Origin of the sequence: Saccharothrix sp. NPDC042600 (assembly GCF_040647305.1) — a bacterium.
Classification (GTDB): Bacteria; Actinomycetota; Actinomycetes; order Mycobacteriales; family Pseudonocardiaceae; genus Actinosynnema; species Actinosynnema mutabilis.
Map to the genome: position 1 here is coordinate 1 of NZ_JBEZBW010000125.1, position 21,892 is coordinate 21,892.

The following is a 21,892-nucleotide window of genomic DNA, read 5'->3' on the forward strand; positions in this document are numbered from 1 at the left end:
CCCGAGCCGCCGCGCCCGAGCCGCCGCGCCCGAACCACCGCGCCCGAACCACCGCGCCCGAACCACCGCGCCCGAACCACCGCGCCCGAACCACCGCGCCCGAACCACCGCGCTCCCACCACCGCGCCCGAACCGCGCCCGACCGTGCCCTGGGCGTGCGGTGAGTGTCACAGACCGATCCGGTCGGTTTGCCTACCGAATCGGTCGGTCCGTCCGTACCGTCGGGTGCATGAGCCGTTTCCGGCAGGAGGCCGACGACCGGATCATCGACCTCGCGGCGGGCCTGTTCGCCCGGCACGGGTTCGAGCACACCTCGTTGCGCGCGCTCGCCGACGCCGTCGGGCTGTCCAAAGCCGGGCTGCTGCACCACTTCCCGAGCAAGGAAGCGCTGCACGCGGCGGTCGAGGCGTCGTGTCGGGACCTGGAGCGCCGGGTGGCCGACGCCGCCGCCGCGCTGCCGCCCGGACCCGACCGCGACCGGCGCACGCTCGAACTGCTGGTGGACCTCGCCCTGGACCGGCCGGGCCTGGTGGCGCTCGCCCTGACCGCCGTCAACGGCACGGACCCGTTGCCCGAGGGCGGCGTCGGCGAGGTCATCGTGCACGAGGCGTTCGGCGTCGAGCGGGAACCGGTGGACCCCGAGCGGGCCATCCGGGTCGTCGGCGCGCTCACCGCGCTGGCCGTGCTCACCCTCCTGGCCAACGGCGCCGACCAGAAAACCGCCTGGCGCCCGCACATCCTCTCGACCTGTTTCGACGCGCTCGGACACCGCGCACCCGTGGAGGCCTGACCGATGGCAAGACTGTTGTACCGACTCGGCTTCGGCGCGCACCGGCGCCGCCTGGTGGTGGTCCTGCTGTGGCTGCTCGTCCTCGCGGGCACCGCCGTGGGCGCGGCCACGCTGGCCGGCGAGACGTCCAACGCCTTCTCGATCCCCGGCCAGGAGTCCACCACCGCGCTGGACAAGATCAAGGAGCAGTTCGGCACGGCCGGCGGCGCGACCGCCCGCGTCGTGGTGGAAGCGCCCGAGGGCAGGAAGTTCGTGGAGCCCGAGCAGGGCAAGGTGCTCGCCGACCTGGTCGCGAAGCTCGACGCGCTGCCCGGCGTGACCGGCGCCACCAACCCGCTCGACCCCGCCGCGCCCTCGGTGAACAAGGACCTGGACGTCGCCTACAGCACGGTCACGTTCGAGGGGAAGCCCGGCGAGGTGACCCCCGAGCAGCGGACCGCGTTGCTCGACGCCGCGCGGGCGCCGGGCTTCACCGTCGAGGTGACCGGTGACGCCGTGCAGGCGCCGCCGCACGTGGGCGGTGTGGTCGAGGGCATCGGCGTGGTCGTCGCGCTGCTCATCCTCGCCATCACCTACGGCTCGCTGGTGATGGCCGGCATGAACCTGCTCACCGCCGCCGTCGGCGTGGGCATCGGCGCGCTCGGCGTCACCATCAGCACCGGCTTCCTCGACCTCCAGTCCACCACCCCGATCCTGGCCACCATGCTGGGCCTCGCGGTCGGCATCGACTACGCCCTGTTCATCATCAACCGCTACCGGCAGGAACTGCGGCGCGGCGCGGACGTCGGCGAGGCCATCGGCATCGCGGTCGGCACGGCGGGTTCGGCCGTCGTCACCGCCGGCCTGACCGTGGTCATCGCCCTGGCGGGCCTGGCCGTGGCGGGCATCCCGTTCCTGACCCAGATGGGCATCGCGGCGGCGGCGACCATCGTCGTGGCCGTCCTGATCGCCATCACGCTCGTGCCCGCCGTGCTGAGCTTCGTCGGCCACCGCGCCCTGCCGCGCAAGCAGCGCACCGCGCCGACGGCCGAGGTCCGCGACCGCGGCTTCTACCGGGGTTGGGTCGGCGCGGTCACCCGCCACCGCCTGCCCGCGCTGCTGCTGACCGTCCTGGGCCTGGGCGTGATCGCGATCCCGGTGGCCTCCATGCAGACCACGCTGGTCCCGATCCCGGCGGCCGACAGCACGCAGGCCCGCGCCGAGCGCATCCTGGCCGACGGCTTCGGCGAGGGCTTCAACGGCCCGCTGGTGGTGCTGTTCGAGGGCGGCGACGCGGTCGGCACGGCGACCCGGCTCAAGCCCGAGATCGCCGCGATGGACGACGTCGCCACGGCCGTGGACCCGCGCCCCAACGCCGACGGCACCGCCGCGCAGCTGGTCGTCATCCCCGCCTCCGGCCCGACCACCGAGGCCACCGAGCGGCTGGTGAGCGACCTGCGCGCCAAGCTGGACCCGTTGGAGGGCACCACCGCCTACGTCACCGGCCAGACCGCGGTGAGCGTGGACGTGGCCACGACCCTGGACCGCGCGTTGCCGGTGTACCTGGCGGTCGTGGTGGGCCTGGCGCTGGTCCTGCTGGTGCTGGTGTTCCGGTCGCTGCTGGTGCCACTGGTGGGCGTGCTGGGCTTCCTGCTCACCGTGGGCACGTCGTTGGGCGCGACCGTGGCGGTCTTCCAGTGGGGCTGGCTGGCCGACGCGGTCAACCTCGACACCACCGGCCCGCTGATCAGCCTCACGCCGATCATCGTGATCGGCATCCTGTTCGGCCTGGCGATGGACTACCAGGTGTTCCTGGTGTCCCGGATGCACGAGGCCCACCACCGCGGCGCGGACCCGCGCACGGCCATCACGACCGGGTTCCGCCAGGCGGCGCCGGTGGTGGTCGCGGCGGCGCTGATCATGTTCTCGGTGTTCGCGGGTTTCGTGCCCTCCGGCGAGGCGACGATCAAGTCGATCGCGTTCGCGCTGGCGATCGGAATCCTGGTGGACGCCTTCGTGATCCGCATGGTCGTGGTGCCGGCCGCGTTGGCGTTGCTGGGGAAGAGCGCCTGGTGGCTGCCGAAGTGGTTGCGGTGGTTGCCGGAACTCGACGTCGAGGGGACGGCGTTGACCACGCGGACCGAGGCCGAACGCCCTCGCGCGGGCGCCAACGCCTGAGCCGGCACGACACGAAGCCCGACCGGAAAACCCTTGCCCGGTCGGGCTTTGTGTTGTGCGCGTCTTCGTCCTGTTTGGTGTGACGCACGCGAAAGTGTTTGGTGCGTAAGGCAAACGATGTCCTGTCCGGGAGGCGTACGCATCACCCGTTTGGTGTGCGCAACTAGCATTGTCGGCATGACTGACCCCGGGCGCGCGCAGGCGTCGCATTTCTGGAGCTACCTCGAAGCCCGGATGGAGGAATCGGGGCTGAGTACCAGCGATCTCGTCCGCGCCGTCGGCGTGCACCGCAGCCGGCTCACCGACTGGCGGCGCGGCAAGTCGCTCAGCATGGACACCGCCCGGGCCCTCGCCCGGCTGTTCTCGGTGCCGCTGCTGGAGGTCATGGTCGCCGCCGGCCAGCTGACCGACGACGAGGCCAACGCCCGACCGCTGCGCAGCCCCTCCTCCCTCAGCGACGCGGTGTTGCTCTACGAGCTGCGGCGGCGGCTCGCCGGGGACGACGAGGAACCCGGGTGAGGTTCCCGGCGTCACACCCGCCATGCGATGCGCGATCGTCCTGGTGCTGCTCGTCGTGTTCGGCACGGCCGGGCCGGCGGTGTCGGACGCGTGCGCGTGCGGCGCGTTCGTGGCGAACGAGGAGCTGCGGGCGCAGCGGGAGACCGCGTTGGTCGAGCTGACCGGTCGCACCGAGGCGATCACGCTGTCCGTCCAGGCCCGCTCGACCGCCGAGCAGGCCGCGTTCCTCATGCCGGTGCCCGCGCGGGCCCGGTTCGCGGTGGCGGACGGCGGGTTGTTCGCCGAGCTGGACCGGATCAGCCGGCCGGAGGTCCGGACGCGCCGGGTGGTCGTGGACGGGGACGGCACCGGCGGCGCGCCGCAGCGCGGCGGGGCCACCGTCGTGGACCACGTCGAGGTCGGGCCCTACGAGGTCGCCCAGCTCGCCGGCTCCGACGCGACGGCCGTCGGGCAGTGGTTGGGGGCGAACGGTTTCACGCTGCCGACCGCCCTGGGCGGCGCGCTCACCCCGTACCTGGCGGAGGGGTGGCTCGTGGTGGCGGTGCGGCTCGCGCCGGCGTCGGGCAGCCTCGCGGACGGGCTGCCGCCCATGCGGGTGGAGTTCGAGACCGACACCCCGGTCTACCCGATGCGGTTGTCCGCCACCGCGCAGCACGCGCAGCCGCTGCGCCTGTACGTGCTGGCGGACCACCGCGTGGACGTCGGCAACCCCGCCCCGCGCGGCGTCGCGCCCGAACTGACGTTCGCCGGCCCGGTGGACCGGAGCGCGGACCACCCGAAGGTGTCCGCGCTCCTGACCGGGCCCCGGTTCCTCACCCGCTACGACGCCGAGTTCCGACCGGACTTCATCGAGGACGACATCAGGATCACCCGATCGGCGACCGACGACCACCACCGGGCGGTGGTGGTCGTCACCGAGTACGTCCGCTCGTCGTGGCCGTTCCCGGGCCTGCTCTGGGTGTTCGGCGGCCTCGTCCTCGCGGGCGTTGGCCTCCTGGCGCGGCGCAAGCTGCGCTGAGGGCTACTCGCGCGGGCCGAGGCCGTCCAGCGGCCGGGTGCGCAGGGCCAGGCGGGTCGGCACGCCCAGGGCGAGGAAGCCCAGCAGCGCGGTGAACCCGACGATCCCCAGGTAGACCCCGACCGGGCCGGTGGGCAGCGGCGAGCCGGTCAGCGCGATCCCCAGCAGCGCGAGCGGCACCGCTGGGACCAGCGTCCCCACCGCGACCGCGACGCCCACCACGGTCGCCGCCTCCGCGCGCACCATCCGCAGCACGTGCCGCCGGTTCGCGCCGACCAGCCGCAGCAGCGCGAACTCCCGCCGCCGCTGCACGGTGGTCAGCACGAGCGTGTTGGCGACCGCGATGGCGATGTACCCGAGGATCACGCCGACGGCCAGCAGGTTCACCCAGAACTGCGTCTGCCGGTCACCGTGGTCGGCCGCCAGCCCGGACGCCACGGTCAACCCGGGGTACTGCTCCGCCAGCACGGCCAACGCCCGCGCCGCCGCGCCCCGGTCCGCGTCCGGCGCTAGGCGCACCAGCACCGACGAGTCCGTGCGCGCCGCCGTGTGCGCCCGCGCCTCCTCGACCGGCAGCACGTACCCGCCGAACGCCAGACCACGCGCGAACGTGGCCACCACCCGCAGCTTCACCGGCGTGGTGTCGTCCAGGTGCAGCGCGACCTCGTCGCCGACGTCCGCGCCGGAGGCCTCGCGGACCGCCACGGTGCCGGCGCGCAGGTCGGCCAGCGACCCCGCCGTCACGGCCAGGTCGAGCGTGCCCCGCACGTCCCCGACGCCGAGCGCGGGCACCCGCTCCACCTCCACCGACTCGCCGGTCCGGCGCGTGGTCACCACGCCGGTCCGCACGACCGGGGTGGCCGCGGCCACGCCGGGCACCCGCCGGGCCGCGTCGGCGACCTCGGGGGACAGGCCGCCGGGCGCGGACAGGACGTGGTCCGCCGTCACCGCCGCGACCGCTTCGGCCCGGGTCGCGGACTCCACGGCGGTCTGGCTGTAGAAGTTCACCACGGCGAACGCGATCGACAGCATCAGCGGGGTGAGCGCCGAGGACAGGCGGCGGGCGTTGGCGCGGTTGTTGTGCGCGGCCAGGTAGCCGCCGACCCCGAAGCGCCGCAACGGTGCCGACGCCAGCCGGACCAGCGGCCGCACCGCGCACGGACCCAGCAGCGCCAGCCCGACCACGGCGAGCAGCACCGACATGCCGGTCATGGCGAACGCGACTTCGTTGCGCAGGAACAACGGCAGCGTCGCGAGGGCCGCGCCGAGGCCCAGGAACACCGTCCCGGCGACGACCCGCCACCGCCCCAGGTCGCGGGGCTCGACCGCGGCTTCCGCGAGCGCCTCGGTCGGCGGGATGCGCGCCGGCCGCCGGGCCGCGACCCACGCGGCGAGCCGGGCCGCGCCCAGGCCGAGCAGGAACGCCGCGACCACCGGGATCGGCCCGATGGCCAACGCGAGGTCGTCGGGGATCACGCCGATCCGCGCGAACCCCCGCCGCAGCAGGTCGGCCACCAACAGGCCCGCGAGCGAACCCACCGCGGCGGCGGCCGACGCCACCAGGGTGGTCTCCACGGCGATCAACTTCCCGATCTGGCGCGGGGTCGCGGCGATCGCCCGCAGCAGCGCCAGTTCGCGCCGGCGCTGGTCGATCGACAGCGTGAGCGTCCCGGCCACCACGAACACCGCCACCAGCACCGCGACGCCCGCGAACGACCCGGCGATCGCCATCAGCACCACGCGGGACTGCCCCACGGCCGCGAACTCGACGCCGCCCCGGTCACCGCCGGCCGCGACGAAGACGTCGTCCCCCAGCGCGTCCCGGACACGGTCGGTCACGTCCTCGGCCGCGAACACCCCGATGGCGTGCACCCGGCCGGGTGTGCCGGACAGCGCCTCCGCTCGCGCGGTGGTGAAGTACAGGCCGAACTGCTTGGCGAAACCGTCCTTCCCGGACGGCGCCGCCAGCCCCGTGACGGTGAACTCGGTCGGCGTGGACGTGGTCATCACCCGCACCCGGTCGCCGACCCCCACCCCGGGCAGGCCGGCGACCACGACCTCGTCCGCCGCGACCGGCGCACGCCCCCGCCGCACGTCCATGGGCGTCAGCACGGCGGCGTCCCAGTTGTGCCCGAACGCTTCCAGCACCCGGCCGTCGGCCGTGACGGCGCGCGCGGGGAAGGACACCTCGCCCACCGCCGACGTCACCCCGGGCACCGCCGCCACCCGGCCCACCAGGTCCGCCGGGAGGCTCGGCGCGGTGCCGACCTGTTGGAACGCCAGCAGGTCGCCGCCCTCGGGCCGCACGACCTGGTTCCCGCCGACGACCACGTTCGCCGCCGCGTACCGCTCGGTCGGCACCCCGGACCGGATGCCCGACTCCATGAGCACCCCGCACGCCGCCACCACGGCCGTGCCGCACAGGATCGCCAGGAACGACCCGAAGAACGCGAGTTTGCGCGCCTTCACCACCTGCCACGCGAGGGACCGCACGGCTCACCACTCCCCGAGGCGGGTCATGCGCTCGACCACCTGCGCGGGCGTGGGCGCGACCAGTTCGCCGGCCAGCCGCCCGTCGGCCAGGAAGAGCACGTTGTGGGCGTAGGAGGCGGCCACCGGGTCGTGGGTGACCATCAACACGGTCTGGCCGACGGAGTCCACGAGGTCGCGCAGCAGGCGCAGGACGTTGCCGCCGGTGCGGGTGTCCAGCGCGCCGGTCGGTTCGTCGGCCAGCAGCACGTCGGGCCGGGTGACCAGGGCGCGGGCGATCGCGACCCGCTGTTGCTGGCCGCCGGACAGCTCGGCCGGCCGGTGGTCGAGCCGGTCCGCGACCCCCACCCGGTGCACGACCTCGCGCAGCCACCCCTGGTCCGCCTCCGCCCCGGCGAACCGCAACGGGAGCGTGATGTTCTGGCGGACGGTGAGCGACGGCAGGAGGTTGTAGGCCTGGAAGACGAACCCGATCCGCTGTCGGCGCAGTTCGGTGAGCGCGTTCTCCTTGAGCCGCGACAGGTCCGTGTCGCCGAGCAGCACCCGGCCCGACGTGGGCCGGTCCAGGCCGGCGGCGCAGTGCAGGAACGTGGACTTGCCCGACCCGGACGGTCCCATGACGGCGGTGAACGCGCCCCGGCGCAGGCTCACCGTGACCCCGTCCAACGCGGTCACCGCGCCACCACCCGACCCGTACACCTTGCGCACCGCCTCCAGCCGCACCGCGTCGGCCGTCACCGTTCCCGCCACCATCGACTTCCCTCTCCCTCGTGTTGGCCTCGACGCTATTTCCGGGCCGGGCGGCGTTCGATCCCGCTGGTGGGCGGACGGTGGTGGTGCTGGCACTACCGTGTTCCAGCGGCGGGTCGGGGAGAATCGGCGGCATGGTCCCTCGCTTGTGGACCGCGGTGCGCTACCTGGTCGTCGGCGCGGGCACCGCGTTCCTGTCCCTGCTCGCCGTGGGCGCGTTGCTCATCGTGGGCACGTTGTGCCTGATCGGCGTGGGGTTGCCCGCGCTACCGGAGGTGCTCCGGCTGGTGCGCCGGCTGCTCGCGGTGGAGCGGCGGCGGGCCGGGGCGCGGTTGGGGGTGAGGATCCCGGAGGCGTACCGCGTGCTCGACGGCCCGTGGTCGAAGCAGGTGGTGACGGCGCTCACGGACCCGGCGACGCGGCGCGACCTGGCGTGGCTGGGGCTGCACGTCCTCGGCGGGGTGATGCTGGGCGGGATGGCGGTCGGTCTGCTGCCGGCGGCGGTGCACCAGGTGTTGATCCCCGCTTACTGGTGGCTGGTGCCCGGTGGCGTGGAGACGTCGTTCGGGTTCGTCGTGGATTCGTGGAGCGCGGCGCCGGTCGCCGTGGTGGGCGGTCTGGTCTACGGCGCGTTGTTCACGCAGGTGCCGCGGCTGGCGGATGCCCAGGCACGGCTCGCGCGGTGGCTGCTGTCGCCCGCGCCCGGGGTTCGGCTGACCGACCGGGTGGCGGAGCTGACCGCGTCGCGGGCGGGCGCGCTGGAGGCGCACGGGGCGGAGTTGCGGCGGATCGAGCGTGACCTGCACGACGGGGCGCAGGCGCGGATCGCGGCGGTGGTGATGCAGTTGGGGATCGCCGGGCAACTGCGGTCGCGGGACGCGGACAAGGCGTTCGAACTGGTGCGCAAGGCGCAGGACACGGCGATCGACGCGTTGGCGGAACTGCGGGACGTGGTCCGCAGCATCTACCCGCCGGTGTTGTCGGACCGGGGCTTGGACGGTGCGGTGTCGGCGCTGGCGGCGCGCTGTCCGGTGCCGTGCACTTTGGACGTGGCGCCGATCGGCCGCAAGCCGGCCGCGATCGAGGCGGCGGCGTACTTCATCGTCGCGGAGGCGTTGACGAACGTCACCAAGCACTCGGGTGCTTCCCGCGCGGCGGTGTCGTTGTCGGCGTCGGAGGAGGCTCTGGTCATCACCGTGCGGGACGATGGCAAGGGCGGGGCGGACGAGAGCGTGGGCACGGGTATCGTCGGGATCCGGAAGCGTGCGGACGCGTTCGACGGGCGCGCTTCGCTGAGCAGCCCGCCCGGCGGGCCGACCGTGTTGCGAGTGGAGTTGCCGTGCGGGTCGTGATCGCCGAGGACGATGTCCTGCTGCGCGAGGGGTTGTCGTTGCTGCTGGGGACCGCCGGGGTCGAGGTGGTGGCGGCGTTCGACAACGCGGTGGAGTTCCTGGCTTTCGTGCGCGGGGACCGGCCCGATGCCGTGGTGATGGACGTGCGGTTGCCGCCGTCGTTCCGGGACGAGGGGTTGCGGGCGGCGGTGGAGGCGCGTCGGGTGCACCCCGGGTTGCCGGTGCTGGTGTTGTCGGCTTACGTCGAGAACAGCTATGCGGCGGAGCTGCTCGCGGACGGCGTGGGCGGGGTGGGGTACCTGCTCAAGGAGCGGGTGGGCAAGGTCGAGCAGTTCCTGGACGCGCTGCACCGCGTGGCCGACGGCGGGACGGCGATGGACCCGGAGGTCATCTCGCAACTGCTGGTCCGCCGCAAGGCCGACGACCCGCTGTCCACTTTGACCGGTCGCGAGCGGGAGGTGCTGGCGCTGATGGCGGAGGGGCACGACAACGGGACCATCGCGGAGCTGTTGGTCGTCAGCGAAGGGGCTGTGCACAAGCACATCCGGAACATTTTCGCGAAGCTGAACCTGCCGAACGACGAGGCCGGGCACCGGCGCGTGCTGGCGGTCCTGGCCTACCTCAACGCCTAACACCGACCGCCTGTCAGCCGACCGGTCAACTACCGTCGCCAGCCGCCGCGCCGGCCCCAACCTCAGCGGCGGCGTTTTTTTAGGTAGGCCGCGAGTTCGTCGTACGCGCCGGCGTCGTTGCCGTACAACGCGTAATTGCGCGCCGTCTCCATCCACTCCCCGATGCTCGGCCGCACCGACCGGGCCGCGTCCGCCAAGTGCCGCTGCGTGATCGACGAGTGCCGCCCCGACGACATGGTCTCGTCCAGCGCGCTCTCCGTCGCCTGCTCGCACACCAGCGCCAGGTCCGCGCCCGACATCCCCTCCGTCGCCTTGGCGATCTTGCCCAGGTCCACCCGCTCCACCGGCCGACCCCGCAGGTGGAACCGCAGGATCGCCTCCCGCGCCTCGACGTCCGGCGGCAGCACCAGCACGCTGCGGTCGAAGCGGCCCGGGCGGAGCAGGGCCGTGTCGATGTCCCACGGGTGGTTGCTCGCGGCCAGGACGAAGACGCCCTCGTTGTCCGTGCTCGCACCGTCCAGTTCGGCCAGCATCTGGTTCACCACCCCGCGCATGGACGACCCGCCGCCGCGCAGGTTCGAACGCTTCTGCCCCAACGCGTCCATCTCGTCGAAGAACAGCACGCACGGACGGTTGCGGCGCGCCGTGTCGAAGATGCCGTGCAGGTTCCGCTCGCTGCTGCCGATCCACATGTCCAGGACGTCGTTCAGGCCGATCTCGTAGAAGTTCGCCCCGAGTTCACCGGCCAGCGCCCGCGCGATCAACGTCTTCCCGCACCCCGGCGGCCCCCACAGCAACAGCCCCCCGCGCAGCGACTTGCCGAACCGCAGGCTCAGCTCCGGGTTGCGCAACGGCGCGAGGAACGACAGCTCCAGGCGCTTCTTGACCTCCGCCAAGCCACCGATGTCGGCCAGCGTCACGCCGGACGGACCGATGTCGCCCAACGGCTCGGTCATCGGCTCGCTGGCCGACCACTGCCGCAGGATCTCGTCCGCGGTGTCGGGGACGGCCGACGCCCGCACCGGAGCCGGCGCGGGGTCCAGCGCGTCCGCGAGCCGTCCGTAGGAGGCGGCCTTGGTGTCGTCGCCCAGGGCACGGGCGGCAGCGGCGGCGGTGCGCAGGGCGGCCACGTGGTCCGGCACCGCGGCCAGCACGGTGGTCGCCTGGTCCAGCGCCTCGGCGGGCCGGCCGGCGTCCAGCAACAGCCGGGCGACGTGCTCGCGGACCGCGTGGTTGTCGGGGTCCGCCGTCAGCGCGCCGAGCAGGGCCTGGATCACCGGGTCGTCCGTCACGCGGCGTAGGGTACCTGCGCGCCGACCCTGTGGTGGGCGGGTTCGTCGTGGGCTACCGGGGTGGGTGTGATGGACGACGGTGCGCAGGTCGCGGTCCAGCGCGGTCGGGCGTTGCTCGACCTCGGGCGGGCGCGGGAGGCCGAGGCGCAGTTCCGGGTGGCGCTCGCGGCGGACCCCGGCGACCCCGTGGCGCACACGCTGCTCGCGCAAGCCCTGTTGCGGCAGGAGAAGTACGCCGAGGCGCGGGACGCGAGCCGCACCGCACTGGCCGCCGCGCCGGAGCACGTCCTCGCGCACTCGACGCTCGCCGCGGCGCTGGCCGGCCTGGGCGAGCACGCCGCCGCGCTGGACGCGGTCCGCGGCGGCCTGGCCCTCGCGCCGGAGGTCGCCGGTCTCCACATGCAGGAGGCCTACGTCCTGCTGGCGCAGAAGCGCAACGCCGAGGCGTTGGCCGGCGCCGAACGCGCCCGCGCCCTCGACCCGGACAGCGCCGACGCGGCGGCCGTCCACGCCGCCGCCCTGTACGAGTCGCAGCGCCTGGACGAAGCCGAGGCGGCCGTCCTGGAGGCCCTGCGGCTCGACCCCCAGAACATCGACGCGCACCGCGTGCGCGGCCTGCTGGCGTTGCGGCGCGGTGGCGGTCGATCGGCCGTGCGGGCGCACCGCACGGCGATGCGGCTGGACCCCACGGACGCCGGCATCCGCGAAGGGCTGTCGGTCGCGCTGAAGTCCCGCAACCCGCTCTACGGCCTGCTGCTGCGGCTGAGCCTGTGGCTCAACGCCCAGCCGAAGGCGTTGCGGTGGGGCTTCCTGCTGCTGCCGTTCGTCCTGACCCGCCTGCTGCGACCGTTCGACGGGCAGACGTGGGCGCTGGTGCTGCTGGTGCTCCTGGTCGCGTTGGTGCTGCTGAGCTGGACGCTGGAACCGTTGATGAACCTGGTCCTGCTGTGCACGCGGGACCGGCACCTGCTGCGCCGGGCCGCCCGGCAGGCCACCTACGGGTTCGTCGGGTTCGGGGGCGCGGCGATCGCGGTGGCGGTGGTCGGCGCCGCCGGTGGTCCGCCGCGGCTGCTCGGGCTGGCGTTCGGCCTGGGCCTGTGGGCGATGGCGGTCGGGTCCGCGCACACCATCGGGGCGAAGCCGCGCCGCATCCTCCTGACGGCGTCCTGGGTGGCCGCCGCCGTGGCGGTGTTCGCGTTCGCGGGGACGCTGGCCGGGTTGGGCGGCGCGGTGCCGGCCGTGACGGTGCTGTTCCTCGGCGGCATCGCGGCGACGTGGTTCACCGTCCTGAGCTGACTCACTTGCGCCGCTTGCGCGGCAGGGCCTTGCGCAACAACTCCGTCTCCCGCTCGGACGCGGAACGCGCGAAGTGCAGGAGCACGCCCTCGGGGTCGCCGGACGCGGACAGCACCTGCCGCAACGCGTTCGCCGCCGCCTCCGCCCGGCCCAGCGCCGGTTCGTAGCGGTAGGCCTTGCCGTCGAGTTCGCGCCGGACCCAGCCCTTGCGGTGCAGGTTGTCCAGCACGGTCATGACCGTCGTGTAGGCGAGCGGTTTGTCCAGCCGGTCGAGGACGTCGCGCACCTTCATCGTCCCGGACGCGCCCCACAGCACGTCCATCACCGCGCTCTCCAGCTCTCCAAGCCCGTGCATCGTGCCCCCCTGTCGCCGCGGCCATGCTACCGAGCGTTAGTCGGGTCGGACGCGCCGTGCCGGGGTCGCGGGGTCGCGGGCGGACCGGCGGAGTGGCGTGGGGCGCGGCCGTTCGCGCCGAATGCGTCCGAATTGATTCCGACGAGATCGTCGATCATGTCCGGTGTCCGGAAATCGGCCATTCCGGCACACGGGTGAACCCTTTCGCATTCCCCTGTTCGGACGCCCGTAGGCCTGCCTTTGCGGCCGTTGACACGTCGCTGTGACCTGCATAACATGGCGAGCCGCTACCTGGGCGAACGAGGCCGCAGCGACGTGGGAAAAGCCGCCCCGCAGGCCCGGGAAAAGGGGGAGTGGTGGCGGGGGCCGATTTCGGGTTCGGGGCCTATTCACGTTTGCTGCGCGAGCCCGGCGCGGTCGCGTTGGGATTTTGGGGGATGGTCGGTCGGTTCCCCATCGCGATGCGGCCGATCAGTTGCCTGCTGCTGATCTCCGCGGTCACCGGGTCGCTCGGCGACGCGGGCGCGGTGGCGGCGGCCATGCTGGTCGCGCAGGGGATCGCCAGTCCGGCCCTGGGCCGGCTCGCGGACCGCGTCAGCCAACGACGCGTGCTGCTCACCGCCTGCGCCGCACACGCCGCGGCGATCACCTCGCTCCTGGTCGCGATCCTGCTCGGCGCGCCCCTGTGGCTGCTGGTCGTGGCGGCGGCGGCCACCGGGTGCGCCTCGGTGTCGTTCACGTCGTTCATGCGCGCCCGCTGGACGCGGATGGTCGAGCACGGCCTCCTGCGCACCGCCTTCGCCCTCGAATCCGTCCTCGACGAGACGATCTTCCTGCTCGGCCCGCTCCTGGTCACCGCGCTCGCCGCCACGGCGCACCCGGCGGCCGGGCTGGTCGCGTGCGCGGTGCTGACCACGGCCGGGTCCGTGGTGGTCGCGCTGCACCGCCGGTCCGAACCCGTGCCGGCGCCCACCACTGAACGGCCGCCGCGCGCGATCGGCGTCCCCGGCGTGCGGGTGCTGATGGTCGCCTACGCGGGCATGGGCTTCCAGCTCGGCGCGGTCGACGTCGCGCTGGTCGCGTTCGCCCGCGAGTGGTCGATGCCCGCGCTGGGCGGCGTGTTCCTGTCCCTGACGGCGGTCGGCAGCCTGGTCGCCGGCGTGGTCTTCGGGGCGGTGGACGCGAAACTGCCGCCCAGGAGGCTGTTGTCGGTCACGACCTGGGTGCTGGCGCTGGGCGCGGTCCCCTTGGCGTTCGCCGGCTCCCCGCTCACGATGGGCCTGTTCGCGGCGCTGGCCGGTCTCGCCATCGCGCCCGCCCTCATCACCGGCAGCACGCTGCTGGAGTCGTTGGCCCCCAGGGGTTCGCTCTCCGAGGGGTTCTCCTGGCTGACCAGCGCGGGCGCGGTGGGCATCGCCGCGGGCACGGCCGTGGGCGGGCGGTTGGCCGACGGCGGGTTCGCGGGATCGGCGTGGGTGGCCGTCGGCGGCGGCGCGCTCGCCCTCGTGCTCAGCCTCGGCGGGCAGGCGGCCCTGCGCCCGCGCCAAGAAACGACAGCACAGTGAGGAGTGCAGCATGAGCACAACGGGCTTACCGGTGCCGCGCCTGTCGTTCGACGAGTTCACCGCCTTCGGGCGGGAGGCGTTGATCCGGGCCGACGTCCCGGTGGTGATCACCCTGCCGGACGGCGTTCAGGGCCTGGGCCGCGACGGCGTGGCCAAGCGGCTCGGCGCCATGCGCGTCACCCTGTTCACCGAACCCAGCGACAAGCGGAACTCCCGCCGCTGGACCACCCGCGAGATCGAGCTGCGCGAGTTCTTCGCGGACGAGCGCTACCAGAACGACCCCGCCACGTGGAACCGGATCGTCTCCAACATCCGCAACAGCCCCGAGGACGTCAACGCCATCCTCGGCTTCGACGCCGCCGAGCTGTTCGACTACCAGCGCTCCCTCAACGCCGCCAACCTGTGGATCAGCCACAAGGGCGTGTTCACCCAGAGCCACTTCGACGAGCTGGAGAACTTCAACATCGCGCTGGAGGGCCGCAAGCGGTTCGTGCTCGCGCCACCCGGGTCGTTCGACTACTACCCGCGGTCCATCCGGCGCGGCTTCGGCGACAAGTCCCGGGCGCCCGACTTCGACGACGTGGACGCCCGCCGCTTCCCCCGGCTGGCCGCCAAGCTCGCCCGGCGCCGCGAGGTCGTCCTCGAACCCGGCCAGATGCTGTACCTGCCGCTGGGCTGGTGGCACCAGGCGGAGTCGTTGGAGGACATGAACATCAACATGAACTTCTGGCTGCGCGACCCGAAGATCTTCCGCCGACCGTACGTGCTGGGCGTGGCGATCTACACGGCCGTCTACCGCAAGCTCAAGGGCGTCTACAACTACCAGCCCGCCGAGGGCGTCAAATGAGGGACATCGCCCCGACCCACCGCCACCGCAACAACGACAAGGCCATCGGCGTCGGCAACGCGTTCTGGGACATGTCCGAGCGCAACGGCCTGGCTGGCATCGTCGCCGAGCTGGACGAGGGCGTCCTGCGCACCGCCGACGGGCACGAGTTCGTCAACTTCACCTGCTGCTCCTACCTCGACCTGGACTCGCACCCGGCGGTGGTCGAGGGCGCGGTGGCCGCGCTGCGCCGCTTCGGCGTGCTGGACCACTGCATCCCGCGCAGCCGCGTGCAGATCCCGGCGCTGCTGGAGCTGGAGGCGTCGCTGGGGGAGCTGTTCGGCGCGGACGTGGTCAGCGCGATCTCCGCCGGCGTGGCCAGCGCGGGCCTGCTGCCGCTGATCGCGTCGGGCCACCTGGGCAACGGGGTCCGGCCGCTGATGGTGTTCGACAAGAATTGCCACGTGTCGATGGCCGGCGCGAAACCGTCGTGCGCCGACGAGACCGAGGTCGTGAACTGCGACCACCACGACGTCGGCTTCCTGGAAGACATGTGCAAGCAGTACCGGCGGGTCTGCTACGTCGTGGACGGCTCCGACAGCCTCGGCGGGTACGCGCCCGTGCTCGAACTGGCCGAGTTGCAGGAGAAGTACGGCCTGCTCGTCTACTACGACGACTCGCACTCGATCTCGGCCTACGGGGAGCGCGGCATCGGGTACGTGCGCACGCACAGTCCGGTGCTGGACGAGCGGACGATCACCGTGGCGACGCTGAACAAGGCGTTCGGCACCAGCGGCGCGGCGATCATGCTGGACGGCTACCCGAAGCGGGTGCTGCGGATCGTGGAACGGTTCGCCGGCGCGTTGAGCTACTCGCAGCCGATGAACACCGCCGCCGTCGGCGCTTCCCTGGCCTCCGCGGAGATCCACCGCACCCCGGAGCTGGGGCTGTTGCAGAAACGCCTGTACGCCAACATCGAGCTGTTCGACTCGCTGCTGGCCTCGGAGCAGTCCGGGTCCACGTACCCGATCCGGGTCGTGCCGGTGAGCGACGAGGCGGTGGTGGCGGCCGGCCGACGGGTGTTCGAGGCCGGGTTCTACGTGTCGCCGGTGTTCTTCCCGATCGTCGCGCGCGGCACCGCCGGGTTGCGGGTGATGCTGCGCGCCGGCCAGACCGAGGAGCAGATCCGCGCGCTCTGCGCGGTGCTGGGGGAGGCGACCGCGGCATGAGAGCCACCCCGCGCAGCATCCTCTACACGCCCGCGCTGTCCCTGGACCGCCTGGTGAAGGCCTGGTCGTACGACGCCGACGTGCACCTGATCGACCTGGAGGACGGCGTCCCCGGGCCGGACAAACCCGCCGCCCGCACCGTCTGCCGCGCCGCGCTGGAGAAAGCGCCCGAACCGCGGAACATCGCCGTGCGGATCAACCAGCTCGGCACGATCGAGGCCGTCCGCGACGTGCTCGCGCTCACCGAGTCGCCGGTGCCGCCGGGCATCGTCATGATGACGATGGTGGACTCGGCGGCGGAAGTGGTGCTGCTCAAGGACATGCTCGCGTCCGCCGGCACCCGGCCCGAGGTCTACGTGACCGTGGAGACCCCCGCCGCCGTCGCCCACGTGGACGCGATCGCCGAGGCGGCGGACGGCCTGGTGCTCGGCTCCGCCGACCTGGCCGCGACGCTGGGCGTCGAGATCACGTGGGCGGGCATGCTGGCCGCGCGGCAGGCGATGGCGCTGGCGTGCGCCCGCCACGGGACGGCGTGCATCGACACCGCCAACTTCCGGCTCGCCGAACCGGACGTGCTGGCCGACGAGGTCGAGCGGATCCGCGCGCTCGGGTTCCACGGCAAGGCGACCGTGCACCCCGGCGAGCTGGCCGCCATCAACGCCGCCCTGCGCCCCGACCCGGACCGGTTGGCGCACGCCCGCCGCGTCACCGAGGCCGTCCGGGCGGCGGACGGCGGGATCGCCGTGCTGGACGGCAGCATGGTCGGCCCGCCGTTCGCCCGGCTGGCCCGCGACACCGTGGCCGCCCACGACGCCTGGACCGCGCGGTTCGGCGCGGGAGGTGCCCGATGACCCGCGTGGCCGTGATCGGGACCGGCGCGATCGGCCGGGACCTGGTCGGCAAGGTGCACCGCTCACCCGTCCTGGACTGCGCGCTGGTCGCCGGCCGCGACCCGCACTCCGAAGGGCTCGCCCACGCCGCCCGGCTCGGTTGCGCCACCTCCGCCGAGGGCATCGACGCCGTCCTCGCAGCCGGGCCGTTCCCGATCGTCTTCGACGCCACCAACGCCCTGTCCCACAAGGAACACTGGCGGCTCCTCCAAGACACGGACACCCTGCTCATCGACCTCACGCCGAGCCGCGTCGGTGACATGGTCGTCCCCACGGTCACCGGCACCCGGGCCCCGACCGCCCGCGACGTCAGCCTGATCAGTTGCGGCGGCCAGGCGTCGATCCCGATCGCGCACGCGCTCGCGGGCCGGTTCTCCGTGTCCTACCTGGAAGTCGTGTCCACGGTCGCGAGCCGCATCGCGGGCCGGGCGACCCGGCTCAACCTGGACGAGTACGTGGCCACCACGCAAGCCGCGCTCACCGCGTTCTCCGGCGTCCGCGACACCAAGGCGATCCTCAACATCAGTCCGGCGGTCCCGCCGGCCACCTTCCGCACAGCCGTCCACGCCGTCATCCCGGACGCGTCCGCCGACGACGTCCGCGCCGTGGTCGCCGAAGCCGCCGAACAGGTCCGGGCCTTCGCGCCCGGCTACCAGGTGCGGGCGTGCGAGGTGACCGGCGACCGGGTCGTGGTGTCGCTGGAGGTCGCGGCGGACAGCGACGTGCTGCCCCGGTACGCCGGCAACCTCGACATCATCAACTCGGCCGCCATCCTGGTCGCCGAGCAGCACGCGGCACGACTGGCGGTGGTGGGCGGATGAACGCGATCACCATCCACGACCCGACCCTGCGCGACGGGCAGCACGCGGTGCGGCACCGGTTGAGCGCGTCGGCCCTGCGCGGGTACGCGGAGGCGGCCGACGCGGCGGGCGTCCCGGTGGTCGAGGTGGGGCACGGCAACGGGCTCGGGGCGTCCTCGCTCCAGGTGGGCCGGGCGGCCGTGAGCGACGACGTGATGCTCTCGACCGTGCGGGAAGCGTTGCGGCACAGCCGGATGGCCGTGTTCATGCTGCCCGGCTGGGGCACGTCCGACGACCTGCGCAAGGCCCTCGCCCACGGCGCGGACGTGGTCCGCATCGGCGTGCACTGCACGGAGACCTCGCTCGCCGAACGCCACCTGGAGTTCCTGGCGGGGGAGGGCGCGGAAGCGCACTGCGTGCTGATGATGAGCCACATGGCCACGCCCGCCGAACTGGCCGAGCACGCCGCCACGGCGGTCGGGTACGGCGCTCGCGGCGTCGGCATCATGGACTCCGCGGGCCACTTCCTGCCGCGCGACGTCGGCGAGCGCATCGGGGCGATCGCCGCGGCCGTGGACGTGCCGGTCATCTTCCACGGCCACAACAACCTCGGCATGGCCGTGGCGAACTCGGTGGCCGCCGCCGAGGCCGGCGCGACGGTCGTCGACGCCTGCGCCCGGGGGTTCGGCGCGGGTGCCGGGAACACGCAGCTGGAGGTCCTGGTGCCGGTGTTGGAGCGCACCGGGTTCGCCACCGGCATCGACCTGTACGCGCTGCTGGACGCGGCCGAGTACGCCGAGCGCGAGCTGATGCCCGCGCCGCCGGTGACCGGGTCGTTGAGCATCGTCAGCGGCCTGGCCGGGGTGTTCTCGGGGTTCAAGCACCCCGTGCTGGAGGCGTCCGGGCGGGCCGGCGTGGACCCGCGGGACGTGTTCTTCGAATTGGGCCGCCGGCAGGCGATCGCGGGTCAGGAGGACCTCATCGTGGACGTCGTCGCACACCTGCGGGAGGCCGGCCGATGACCGACCCGGAAGCCCTGGCCCGCGTCGTCGACGCCTTGGCGGAGGCGTTCGCCGACCTGTCCTCCGGCCGCACGCGGTCCCCGTCCCGCACGGTCATCGAGCACGGCCCGCGCCGCCAGCTCCTGACCGGCACGGCGGTGTGGGAGCGGCGCGGCGTGGCCACCGTGAAGATCACCACCATCACCCCGGACAACGCCGACCGCGGCCTGCCGCTGATCCACGGCGTGGTCGTCCTGGTGGACCTGGAGACGGGCCGCGTGACCGCCCAGTTCGACGGGGCCGACCTGACCGCCGTGCGCACCGGCGCCACCGCGGCCCTCGCCACCCGCCTCTGCGCCCCCGAGGACGCCACCGAACTGGCCGTCATCGGCGCCGGCGTCCAGTCCCGCGCACTCCTGGAGGCGATCTCCACCGTCCGCCCCATCACCCACGTCCACGTCCACTCCCGAACCACCCCCGCCGCTTTCGCCGACTGGGCGACCGCCACCCTCGGCCACAAGGTCTCGATCCACCACAACGCGAGATCCGCGGTGGAGGACGCGCCGATCGTCTGCACCGCCACCTCGACCGACGACCGGACGCCCCTCGTCGACGCCTCCTGGATCGCGCCGGGCGCCCACGTCAACATCATCGGCGGCACGCACGAAGACGCCATCGAGGTCGATCCGACCCTCCTGGCGAAGGCTTTCGTCGTCGTGGAACAACGAGAAGCGGCCATCGCCGACGCGGGCGAGGTCCGCGCCGCCCTGGCCACCCACCGGGTCCGCGCCACCGACCTGCACGAGCTGGGTGCCATCACCGGCCGGCCGCCCGACGCCACTTCGGTGTTCCGCAGCGTCGGCATGCCCATCGAGGACACCGCCGCGGCCGCCGCGCTCCTCAGCCCCGACACCGGACCATGAACGACCGCTCGAACACGATCACCACTTCCCCGGTCGACTTCGTGCCCGTGGTCTCGACGGTGACGATCCCGTTGCCCGGCCGGGACTTCGACAGCCGCTTGGCCAGCACCCGGCTGGTCGCGTAGAGCGTGTCCCCGACGAACACCGGCTCCTTCAACCGGACCCGGTCCCACCCCAGGTTCGCCACCGCCCGCGCCGACAACGCCTGCACGGTCATGCCGCCCACCAGGCACAACGTGATGCCGCTGTTGACCAGCACCCGTCCGTACTCGGCCTGCGCCCCGTAGTGGGTGTCGAAGTGCAGCGGGTGCTGGTTCATGGTGAGCAGGGTGAGCCAGGTGTTGTCGGTCTCGGAGATCGTGCGGCCGGGCCAGTGCCGGATCACCATGCCCGGCGCGAAGTCCTCGTAGTCACCGCCGTGCTCCTCGACGAACTCGTTGTCCCCGACGCGGCGCAGCGTCATCGCGCGCTCCTTCCCGAGCGGTCACCCGAACCGTACAGTCGTTGCCTGCCACAGTGGACGGACCGATTCGGGGGACCCGCCCGTGACCAACACCCACCCGTGGTTCGGCACCCACCACCTACCGCCCGCGGCCGACGCCGACACCATCCGGACCTCGCTGAGAACCGCCATCCGCGACACGGGTTGGCCGTACCAACCCCTGCTCCCCGCAGCCCCGATCGTCATCCCCCGCGGCTCCTACGCCGAACTGTTCCGCGCGACAGCCGCCCTCCTGGACCTGATCCGCCGCACGGCCCTGGAAACCGGTCCGACCACCGCGGACCGCCTCGCGGCCTACCGGATGCCCGAGTCCGAGCACGACTTGTTCATGGCGGACCAGTTCCTGGAGGAACGCTACGCGGACTGCGTGACAAGACCGGACATCGTCATCGGCGACCAGGGCCCGCAGTTCCTGGAGTTCAACGTGAGCGGAGCCCTGGGCGGCCCAGTGGAAACCCACTGCCGCCTAGAGGTCTGGCGCAGACTCTACGAAGACACCCACGGCCGCACCCCGTTCGCCCACCGAAGCCCTTTCGCCACCAGAGCCGAGATGTTCCGCCACCTGGCCAACGAGTTGGGCGTGGCACCGAGGATCGCCATCGTGGGCAGCACCCGAGACCAGGGCGTCACCTCAACGCGTTACTTCGACATAGAGGTGGAGTACTTCACCAACCACGGCCTGACAGCCCAATTCTTCGAATCAGAAGAGCTGCACAAGGCCTGGGACTGCCCACCCCACCTCCGCTACCCACTGGGCCTGAGAAACTTCACCATCCCAGACTGGCAAGAACTGTCCATAGACACCACCCCAGTCCAAGCCGCCCTGGACAACGGCTGCCTCCTGGTAGGCACCCAAACATCAACCTTCCTCTCCAGCAAACTGACCATGGGCCGACTATCCGAAGGCCGCCCGTGGATGACCACAGCAGAACGCAACCTGGTAGACCGCTACCTCCCGTGGACGAGAATATTGTCAGAACGCAAAACCACCCGGGAAGACCGCAAAATAGACCTGATCCCCTGGTCCCTGGACCACAAGGACACCCTGGTCCTCAAAGAGGGCCTGGGCATGAGCGGAAAACAAGTCCTCATCGGCAGGGAAACCCCACAATCCACCTGGGAATCCGCCATAACCAAAGCGGCCGCCACGGCAACCAGCATAGTTCAACAATACGTAGAACCCAGATCCTGCAAACTGGCCCTGGTAGCCGACGACATAGACGAGCCCTACGAAACCGAGGTAGCCCCAGTCCTAGGCCCACTACTCTTCGGAGGCCGCCCAGCAGGCATGTTCTCCCGCTTCTTCGGCGACAACCGAACCGGCGTAGTAAGCGTCATGGGCACCAACAGTTCAGACAACTGCGTAGTGACCATCTAACAAACCGCACCCCCCGGCGCGCAGCGCCCAACGGGCCTGGTGAGGTCACACCCCAACCCGGGCTTCTTGCTTGTGTCATCTCCGTATGGCCTGCCCGAAGGGCTACCACACTTTTGGTCGGGTGCAG

General features: G+C 72.5%; 20 protein-coding genes. 15 read left to right on the forward strand and 5 right to left on the reverse strand.

Translation table 11 applies throughout. From position 1 onward, the window contains the following. Window positions 1-229 precede the first annotated feature (229 nt). From AB0A74_RS38205 to AB0A74_RS38220, 4 genes are all read left to right on the forward strand, one after another. Window positions 230-790, forward strand: coding sequence for a helix-turn-helix domain-containing protein (locus AB0A74_RS38205; RefSeq protein WP_358257434.1), 561 nt, complete (start codon window positions 230-232; stop codon window positions 788-790). Window positions 791-793: 3 nt separating this feature from the next. After that, window positions 794-2,947, forward strand: a complete 2,154-nt coding sequence (locus AB0A74_RS38210; RefSeq protein ID WP_358257435.1) for an MMPL family transporter — start codon at window positions 794-796, stop codon at window positions 2,945-2,947. 177 nt (window positions 2,948-3,124) lie between these two features. Then, window positions 3,125-3,466 carry a helix-turn-helix transcriptional regulator gene (locus tag AB0A74_RS38215; RefSeq protein WP_358257437.1) on the forward strand — a complete coding sequence of 114 codons (342 nt, stop codon included), beginning with the start codon at window positions 3,125-3,127 and terminating at the stop codon, window positions 3,464-3,466. Between the two features lie 22 nt (window positions 3,467-3,488). Further along, on the forward strand, window positions 3,489-4,484 hold the full coding sequence (locus tag AB0A74_RS38220; RefSeq protein ID WP_358257439.1) for a DUF2330 domain-containing protein: 996 nt from the start codon (window positions 3,489-3,491) through the stop codon (window positions 4,482-4,484). 3 nt (window positions 4,485-4,487) lie between these two features. Here AB0A74_RS38220 and AB0A74_RS38225 read toward each other — a convergent pair whose 3' ends face one another. Together AB0A74_RS38225 and AB0A74_RS38230 are read right to left on the reverse strand one after the other, a co-directional pair. Next, entirely contained in the window at window positions 4,488-6,977 is a 2,490-nt protein-coding gene (locus AB0A74_RS38225) for an ABC transporter permease (protein ID WP_358257441.1), read from the reverse strand. 3 nt (window positions 6,978-6,980) lie between these two features. Beyond that, entirely contained in the window at window positions 6,981-7,727 is a 747-nt protein-coding gene (locus AB0A74_RS38230) for an ABC transporter ATP-binding protein (RefSeq protein ID WP_358257443.1), read from the reverse strand. Window positions 7,728-7,858: 131 nt separating this feature from the next. Between AB0A74_RS38230 and AB0A74_RS38235 the strand changes: the two genes are divergently transcribed. Both AB0A74_RS38235 and AB0A74_RS38240 read left to right on the forward strand, forming a co-directional pair. Further along, window positions 7,859-9,076 (forward strand): sensor histidine kinase, encoded by a 1,218-nt coding sequence (locus tag AB0A74_RS38235; RefSeq protein WP_358257444.1) that lies wholly within the window; start codon window positions 7,859-7,861, stop codon window positions 9,074-9,076. Beyond that, entirely contained in the window at window positions 9,064-9,708 is a 645-nt protein-coding gene (locus tag AB0A74_RS38240) for a response regulator transcription factor (RefSeq protein ID WP_358257446.1), read from the forward strand. Before AB0A74_RS38235 ends, AB0A74_RS38240 begins: the two co-directional genes overlap by 13 nt. A 62-nt stretch (window positions 9,709-9,770) precedes the next feature. Here AB0A74_RS38240 and AB0A74_RS38245 read toward each other — a convergent pair whose 3' ends face one another. Next, on the reverse strand, window positions 9,771-11,000 hold the full coding sequence (locus AB0A74_RS38245) for an AAA family ATPase (RefSeq protein WP_358257447.1): 1,230 nt from the start codon (window positions 10,998-11,000) through the stop codon (window positions 9,771-9,773). A gap of 69 nt (window positions 11,001-11,069) precedes the next feature. On the opposite strand from AB0A74_RS38245, the gene AB0A74_RS38250 reads away from it, so the two are divergent. Beyond that, window positions 11,070-12,296: a tetratricopeptide repeat protein gene (locus AB0A74_RS38250; RefSeq protein ID WP_358257449.1), complete on the forward strand. Its 1,227-nt coding sequence runs from the start codon at window positions 11,070-11,072 to the stop codon at window positions 12,294-12,296. A 1-nt stretch (window position 12,297) separates the two neighbouring features. On the opposite strand, the gene AB0A74_RS38255 is transcribed toward AB0A74_RS38250, so the two are convergent. Further along, window positions 12,298-12,651: a BlaI/MecI/CopY family transcriptional regulator gene (locus AB0A74_RS38255; protein ID WP_343937385.1), complete on the reverse strand. Its 354-nt coding sequence runs from the start codon at window positions 12,649-12,651 to the stop codon at window positions 12,298-12,300. Between the two features lie 437 nt (window positions 12,652-13,088). Between AB0A74_RS38255 and AB0A74_RS38260 the strand changes: the two genes are divergently transcribed. From AB0A74_RS38260 to AB0A74_RS38290, 7 genes are read left to right on the forward strand one after another with little or no spacing between them, the layout of a single operon-like run. Then, the gene (locus AB0A74_RS38260; RefSeq protein WP_358257451.1) at window positions 13,089-14,216 is read left to right on the forward strand and encodes an MFS transporter; all 1,128 of its coding nucleotides are present in this window, start codon (window positions 13,089-13,091) and stop codon (window positions 14,214-14,216) included. A 10-nt stretch (window positions 14,217-14,226) separates the two neighbouring features. Next, window positions 14,227-15,063, forward strand: a complete 837-nt coding sequence (locus AB0A74_RS38265) for a cupin-like domain-containing protein (RefSeq protein ID WP_358257453.1) — start codon at window positions 14,227-14,229, stop codon at window positions 15,061-15,063. Continuing rightward, entirely contained in the window at window positions 15,060-16,271 is a 1,212-nt protein-coding gene (locus tag AB0A74_RS38270; RefSeq protein ID WP_358257455.1) for an aminotransferase class I/II-fold pyridoxal phosphate-dependent enzyme, read from the forward strand. The genes AB0A74_RS38265 and AB0A74_RS38270 overlap by 4 nt, the downstream gene beginning before the upstream one ends. Next, window positions 16,268-17,122 (forward strand): CoA ester lyase, encoded by an 855-nt coding sequence (locus AB0A74_RS38275; protein ID WP_358257456.1) that lies wholly within the window; start codon window positions 16,268-16,270, stop codon window positions 17,120-17,122. Before AB0A74_RS38270 ends, AB0A74_RS38275 begins: the two co-directional genes overlap by 4 nt. Then, window positions 17,119-17,982, forward strand: a complete 864-nt coding sequence (locus AB0A74_RS38280; RefSeq protein WP_358257458.1) for an acetaldehyde dehydrogenase (acetylating) — start codon at window positions 17,119-17,121, stop codon at window positions 17,980-17,982. The genes AB0A74_RS38275 and AB0A74_RS38280 overlap by 4 nt, the downstream gene beginning before the upstream one ends. Further along, window positions 17,979-18,983 carry a 4-hydroxy-2-oxovalerate aldolase gene (gene dmpG, locus AB0A74_RS38285; RefSeq protein ID WP_358257460.1) on the forward strand — a complete coding sequence of 335 codons (1,005 nt, stop codon included), beginning with the start codon at window positions 17,979-17,981 and terminating at the stop codon, window positions 18,981-18,983. Before AB0A74_RS38280 ends, dmpG begins: the two co-directional genes overlap by 4 nt. Continuing rightward, complete coding sequence (locus AB0A74_RS38290; RefSeq protein WP_358257462.1) at window positions 18,980-19,885, forward strand: ornithine cyclodeaminase family protein; 906 nt, start codon at window positions 18,980-18,982, stop codon at window positions 19,883-19,885. Before dmpG ends, AB0A74_RS38290 begins: the two co-directional genes overlap by 4 nt. Here AB0A74_RS38290 and AB0A74_RS38295 read toward each other — a convergent pair. Continuing rightward, window positions 19,863-20,348 (reverse strand): MaoC family dehydratase, encoded by a 486-nt coding sequence (locus AB0A74_RS38295; RefSeq protein WP_343937393.1) that lies wholly within the window; start codon window positions 20,346-20,348, stop codon window positions 19,863-19,865. The genes AB0A74_RS38290 and AB0A74_RS38295 overlap by 23 nt on opposite strands. 82 nt (window positions 20,349-20,430) lie before the next feature. Between AB0A74_RS38295 and AB0A74_RS38300 the strand changes: the two genes are divergently transcribed. Beyond that, window positions 20,431-21,765 carry a hypothetical protein gene (locus AB0A74_RS38300; RefSeq protein WP_358257464.1) on the forward strand — a complete coding sequence of 445 codons (1,335 nt, stop codon included), beginning with the start codon at window positions 20,431-20,433 and terminating at the stop codon, window positions 21,763-21,765. The last annotated feature ends 127 nt before the right edge of the window (window positions 21,766-21,892 follow it).

What these genes read in the sequence shown, in the direction of transcription:
- AB0A74_RS38270 (WP_358257455.1), top strand. Translation starts at nt 15,060, where the DNA reads ATGAGGGACATCGCCCCGACCCACCGCCACCGCAACAACGACAAGGCC.
- AB0A74_RS38250 (WP_358257449.1), top strand. Translation starts at nt 11,070, where the DNA reads ATGGACGACGGTGCGCAGGTCGCGGTCCAGCGCGGTCGGGCGTTGCTC.
- AB0A74_RS38235 (WP_358257444.1), top strand. Translation starts at nt 7,859, where the DNA reads ATGGTCCCTCGCTTGTGGACCGCGGTGCGCTACCTGGTCGTCGGCGCG.
- AB0A74_RS38260 (WP_358257451.1), top strand. Translation starts at nt 13,089, where the DNA reads ATGGTCGGTCGGTTCCCCATCGCGATGCGGCCGATCAGTTGCCTGCTG.
- AB0A74_RS38275 (WP_358257456.1), top strand. Translation starts at nt 16,268, where the DNA reads ATGAGAGCCACCCCGCGCAGCATCCTCTACACGCCCGCGCTGTCCCTG.
- dmpG (WP_358257460.1), top strand. Translation starts at nt 17,979, where the DNA reads ATGAACGCGATCACCATCCACGACCCGACCCTGCGCGACGGGCAGCAC.
- AB0A74_RS38265 (WP_358257453.1), top strand. Translation starts at nt 14,227, where the DNA reads ATGAGCACAACGGGCTTACCGGTGCCGCGCCTGTCGTTCGACGAGTTC.
- AB0A74_RS38280 (WP_358257458.1), top strand. Translation starts at nt 17,119, where the DNA reads ATGACCCGCGTGGCCGTGATCGGGACCGGCGCGATCGGCCGGGACCTG.
- AB0A74_RS38215 (WP_358257437.1), top strand. Translation starts at nt 3,125, where the DNA reads ATGACTGACCCCGGGCGCGCGCAGGCGTCGCATTTCTGGAGCTACCTC.
- AB0A74_RS38205 (WP_358257434.1), top strand. Translation starts at nt 230, where the DNA reads ATGAGCCGTTTCCGGCAGGAGGCCGACGACCGGATCATCGACCTCGCG.
- AB0A74_RS38295 (WP_343937393.1), bottom strand. Translation starts at nt 20,348, where the DNA reads ATGACGCTGCGCCGCGTCGGGGACAACGAGTTCGTCGAGGAGCACGGC.
- AB0A74_RS38210 (WP_358257435.1), top strand. Translation starts at nt 794, where the DNA reads ATGGCAAGACTGTTGTACCGACTCGGCTTCGGCGCGCACCGGCGCCGC.
- AB0A74_RS38230 (WP_358257443.1), bottom strand. Translation starts at nt 7,727, where the DNA reads ATGGTGGCGGGAACGGTGACGGCCGACGCGGTGCGGCTGGAGGCGGTG.
- AB0A74_RS38220 (WP_358257439.1), top strand. Translation starts at nt 3,489, where the DNA reads ATGCGATGCGCGATCGTCCTGGTGCTGCTCGTCGTGTTCGGCACGGCC.
- AB0A74_RS38255 (WP_343937385.1), bottom strand. Translation starts at nt 12,651, where the DNA reads ATGCACGGGCTTGGAGAGCTGGAGAGCGCGGTGATGGACGTGCTGTGG.
- AB0A74_RS38290 (WP_358257462.1), top strand. Translation starts at nt 18,980, where the DNA reads ATGACCGACCCGGAAGCCCTGGCCCGCGTCGTCGACGCCTTGGCGGAG.